Origin of the sequence: Mesorhizobium sp. M7D.F.Ca.US.004.01.2.1 (assembly GCF_003997785.1) — a bacterium.
Classification (GTDB): Bacteria; Pseudomonadota; Alphaproteobacteria; order Rhizobiales; family Rhizobiaceae; genus Mesorhizobium; species Mesorhizobium loti.
The window spans coordinates 1-3,168 of record NZ_RZRQ01000498.1 but is presented as its reverse complement, the minus strand read 5'-3'; the positions used below and the strand labels follow the sequence as shown (position 1 = coordinate 3,168).

Annotated in this window: 2 protein-coding genes and 1 pseudogene; all 3 read right to left on the bottom strand. The window is 63.1% G+C overall.

The annotated features are described in order from the left end of the window. A pseudogene (locus tag EN993_RS38495) lies at nt 1-148 on the bottom strand (outer membrane protein assembly factor BamD); the annotation flags it as partial. Between the two features lie 263 nt (nt 149-411). Next, nucleotides 412-1,362 (bottom strand): UDP-3-O-acyl-N-acetylglucosamine deacetylase, encoded by a 951-nt coding sequence (gene lpxC, locus EN993_RS33685; RefSeq protein ID WP_127266040.1) that lies wholly within the window; start codon nt 1,360-1,362, stop codon nt 412-414. 281 nt (nt 1,363-1,643) lie between these two features. Beyond that, the coding region (gene ftsZ / locus EN993_RS33680) for a cell division protein FtsZ (RefSeq protein WP_127266039.1) at nt 1,644-3,168 on the bottom strand (1,525 nt) is incomplete at its 5' end.

The window sequence follows — 3,168 nt, the reverse complement described above, 5'->3', positions numbered from 1 at the left end:
GTTCGGTCTGGTCGACATAGGTCGACAGGTCGATATCTTTCTCCGACGACATGCAGGCCGACAGAAAGAGCGATGGAACAACCACCGAAAGCGCCAGGAAAACAGCCCTCTGCGGCGCTTTCAATTGACCAACTCGCTTGAAAAACATGATTGGATTCCGCCCTTTCGGCGTTATTTTAATGCCCGTCGCATGCCGTTGTCCCAAAACTGGTCCCCACTTCTAGGCGACATGCACTAATCGACGGCAGCAGCCATAAACCATAACCGCCTTGCCGGGCAACGCTATCGCCGGCCAATCGCGCATTTTTGTGGCGACAAGCGGGCGGCCCGACACCCATGTAATTTCGCCAGCAGGTGGTGCATTCATGCAACACCTCTGCCTGCCATGAAATCCGAAAAAAGTTAAGAGAATCAGATCATCCAGGGCGCGTAGAGCGGCGCGTTGACGGCGTTCATCTCGGCGCTGCGACCGCGCTCGCGGCGCGTCGTCTCGACGATCTCGAACGCAGTCCGATCCGACAGCAGGCGGCGCAGGGCCGCAGCGTTCATCCTGTGGCCCCCGCGATAGGAGCGGAAGCAGCCGATGAAGCGGGCACCGGCCAGCGCCAGGTCGCCCATGGCGTCCAGCGTCTTGTGGCGCACGAATTCGTTGGGATAGCGCAGGCCGCCCATGTTGATGACGCGGTTGTCGTCACCGATCACCAGCGAGTTCTCCAGCGAGGAGCCGAGCGCATAGCCGGCGGCCCACAGCCGCTCGACATCCTTCATGAAGCCGAAGGTGCGCGCGCGCGCGATGTCGCGGCGGAAGATATCGGCATTGAGGTCGGATGCGAACAGCTGACGGCCGATTGCCGGGCTTTCGAAGTCGATCTCGATCTCGAAACGGGTGCCGTCATAGGGCCTGAACTCCGCCCAGGAGGCGCCGTTCTCGATGCGGACCGGCTTGATGACCCTGATATAGCGGCGCTTGACCGAGAGCGTCTCGATGCCCGCCTGATCGATGGCTCCGACGAACGCCATGGCGCTGCCGTCGAAGATCGGAACCTCGGAACCATCGATCTCGATGGCGACATTGTCGATGCCGAGCCCGAACAGCGCCGCCATGATGTGCTCGACCGTGGCGATGTGTTCGCCCGCGGGATCACCAAGCATAGTGCACAGGTCGGTAGCGCCGACTTCCGAGACCAGGGCGCGGAACTCGCGGCCCTGCTCTGCACCGTTGAAAAGCTGGAAAACGATACCGGTGTCGGCATCCGCCGGCAAAAAGCTGATGGAAACTTCCTTGCCGCTGTGGACGCCGGTGCCAGTAAGCGACGCGCGCGTCTTCAATGTCGTCTGATAGTCGTGCAAGACAATCCCCATAAGCCCGTAATGCCTAGGTCCGCTTCTCCAGCCCGAGGGCGCGGCTCTTGTGTGAATCGGCAAGCAGGGCGACTTCCCCCGAAATCCCGGCAAACCGACGATGGTAGGCAGCGAAGATAATGTCCCGTCAGGGAGACTCCAAATCACGGTTTCTTACTCTGTGTAACCGCAAACTGGAATGGGCACGATTTGGTAAGTGATTGAAATCACATCATTTAAAACGTTAACAGGCAAGCGATTCCTCGCTTGCCTGTTAACAAATGTTACAGTCCGTTTACCAATCAGTTGGCCTGGCGGCGCAAGAACGCCGGAATCTCCAGCTGATCGTCTTCCTGAGTCGACCTGACCTGCGGTGTCAGGCGGCCCTGGTCGTCAAGCTGACCACGGCGCGGTGCGTAGAGCTGCGCGTCCTGGCTGGCGAGACGGCGCACTTCGGGCGCTGCCTGGCGCAGCTTGGGCTCGCGCGGCTGCGCCGGCTGCAGCCGTGCAGGCTCTTCTTCGCGGCGGGTCAGGCCGTTGGTCAGGCGCTTCAGCAGGCCCATCGGTCCGCTGTTGTTCTCGTGGTCGACCGGGCGGCTCTTGGCATCCACCTCGGCCTTGACGACGGGCGGAAAGTCCTCGACGCGCGGCATCCGCTGCGGCGCCATGGCAACCGGCTGCGGGGCTTCGCGCAGCATCTCGCGCGGCTGCGGAGCCGGCTGCATCATCTGCTGGACCACCGGCTGCGGCATCGGCTGTGCTGGCGGCGCCTGGAAGATCTTGCTCTGCGGGCGGAAATCTTCAGCGTGAGCGACCAGAGCCGGGCGCGCCTGAGCCATGGCCGCGGCATTGGCTTCGGCCAGCTGGATGGCTTCGGCGACCGGGTCGGCCGCGCGTGGCTCGTATGCCGCCTGCTGGACCGGCGCCGGGCGGCTTTCCACCGCGGCAACGGCTGGGCGGCTGACCGGCTTCGGCGGCGCCGTGCGGATCGAGATCGGCGCAGCGGCGATTTCAGCCGCCGACTTGTCGATGCCGGTGGCAACCACCGAGACGCGGATGACGCCTTCGAGTTCCTCGTCGAAGGTGGCGCCCAGGATGATGTTGGCGTCCTGGTCGACTTCCTCGCGGATACGCGTTGCCGCTTCGTCGACTTCGAACAGCGTCAGGTCGCGGCCGCCGGTGATCGAGATCAGCAGGCCCTTGGCGCCCTTCATCGAGGTCTCGTCGAGCAACGGGTTGGCGATTGCCGCTTCGGCGGCGGCCATCGCGCGACCCTCGCCCGAAGCCTCGCCGGTGCCCATCATTGCCTTGCCCATCTCGCGCATGACGGAACGGACGTCGGCGAAGTCGAGATTGATCAGGCCTTCCTTGACCATCAGGTCGGTGATGCAGGCAACACCGGAATAGAGCACCTGGTCGGCCATGGCGAAGGCGTCGGCGAAGGTGGTCTTGTCATTGGCCAGCCGGAACAGGTTCTGGTTGGGGATGACGATCAGCGTATCGACGCATTTCTGCAATTCCTCGATGCCGAAGTCCGCCGTCTTCATGCGGCGCTGGCCTTCGAAATGGAACGGCTTAGTGACGACGCCGACGGTGAGGATGCCCTTTTCGCGGGCAGCGCGGGCAACGACGGGAGCAGCACCCGTACCGGTGCCGCCGCCCATGCCGGCGGTGACGAAGCACATATGGGTGTTGGTCAGGTGATCGAGAATTTCGTCGATGCACTCTTCCGCCGCCGCACGGCCGACTTCCGGTTGCGATCCGGCGCCAAGGCCTTCGGTGACATGCGCGCCAAGCTGGATCAGCCGTGAGGCCTTCGACATGGTC